Consider the following 1569-nt stretch of genomic DNA (forward strand, 5'->3'; position numbering starts at 1 on the left):
TCTCGCCTTCGCCGCTGAGCTGACCGCGAACGCCAGAGGGCCCGGTCCACGTGGACCGGGCCCTCTGGCGTTCGCGGTCAGCTCAGCGGCGAAGGCGAGACGCCAGCTCGACAGCCCAGTAGGTCAGGACGATGTCGGCGCCGGCCCGGCGGATCGAGGTGATGATCTCGTCGACCGTCCGTTCGCGATCGATCCAACCGCGGGCCGCGGCCGCCTCGACCATCGCGAGCTCGCCGGAGATGTTGTAGGCGGCAACCGGCACCGTGACCGCCGCGCGTACATCAGCAATCAAGTCGAGGTAGGACAGCGCGGGCTTGACCATCACGATGTCGGCGCCCTCCTCGATGTCCAGGAGCACCTCGCGGATCGCCTCACGAGCATTCGCAGGATCCTGCTGATAGGTCCTGCGGTCACCCTGCAGCGAGGAGCCCACGGCTTCTCTGAACGGGCCGTAGAACGCGGAGGAGTACTTCGCAGCGTAGGCCAGGATCACGGTGTCGTCGTGACCAGCGCCGTCCAGGGCCGTCCGAATGGCGCCCACCTGGCCATCCATCATGCCGCTGGGCCCGACGACGTGCGCCCCGGCCTCGGCCTGCGCGATGCCCATCTGGGCGTAGATCTTCACCGTCGCGTCGTTGTCGACCCGTCCGCGCTCGTCGAGCACGCCGCAATGGCCGTGGTCGGTGAACTCGTCGAGGCACAGGTCCGACATCACGAGCAGGTCGTCACCGACCTCCGCGCGCGCGTCGGCCAGCGCGACATTGAGGATGCCCCGCGGATCGAGCGCCCCCGAGCCCTGAGCGTCCTTGTGCTCAGGAACCCCGAAGAGCATCACCCCGCCGAGGCCCAACGCTGCCGCCTCGGCGTAGGCCTTGCGGGCCGACTCACGGGTGTGCTGAACGACGCCGGGCATGCTGCTGATCGGGCGCGGCTCGCTGATGCCTTCGCGGACGAACATCGGCAGGACCAGCTGGGACGGCTGGACATGCGTCTCAGCCACCAGCCGCCTCATCGCCGGCGACTGGCGCAGGCGACGAGGACGGTCGGCAGGAAACGACATGATCAGGCCTTGCGTCGCGTCGAAGGACGCTTCTGCGAAGGCTTGGTGACCGGCTCACCCGCATCCAGGAAAGCCAGACGGCGAGCCGCGCCGAATTCGGCCAGCGCGTCGGCCAGAACCTCCACCGACGGGGACTCAGCGAGGACGTCGACCCGCAGGCCGTGCTCCTCGGCCGTCTTGGCGGTCGCCGGGCCGATGCACGCGATGATCGTCGACGTGTGCGGCTTGCCAGCGATGCCCACGAGGTTGCGGACCGTGGACGACGAGGTGAACATGACCGCGTCGAACTTTCCGGTCTTGATCGCCTCACGTGTCGGGGCTGGCGGCGGCGCGGCCCGAACGGTGCGGTAGGCCGTGACGTCGTCAACTTCCCAGCCCAGATCGACCAGCCCGGCCACCAGGGTCTCGGTCGCGATGTCGGCCCGGGGCAGGAAGACCCGGTTGATGGGGTCCAGCACCTCGTCGAACGGCGGCCAGTCGGCGAGCAGGCCGTTCGCCGACTTCTCACC

General features: G+C 69.0%; 2 protein-coding genes. Both read right to left on the minus strand.

All coding sequences use genetic code 11. The features are described from left to right. Window positions 1–82: 82 nt before the first annotated feature. On the minus strand, window positions 83–1060 hold the full coding sequence (hemB, locus tag WB461_RS00495; protein ID WP_423850763.1) for a porphobilinogen synthase: 978 nt from the start codon (window positions 1058–1060) through the stop codon (window positions 83–85). 2 nt (window positions 1061–1062) lie between these two features. Then, window positions 1063–1569: uroporphyrinogen-III synthase (locus WB461_RS00500; protein WP_423850764.1), on the minus strand; the 507-nt coding region annotated here is incomplete at its 5' end.

It is taken from the genome of Aeromicrobium sp. (genome assembly GCF_049587115.1).
In the GTDB taxonomy this organism is placed as follows: domain Bacteria; phylum Actinomycetota; class Actinomycetes; order Propionibacteriales; family Nocardioidaceae; genus Aeromicrobium.

Bases quoted from the DNA above. Each gene is read 5' to 3' on its own strand.
- hemB (WP_423850763.1), bottom strand. From the start codon at position 1,060: ATGTCGTTTCCTGCCGACCGTCCTCGTCGCCTGCGCCAGTCGCCGGCG.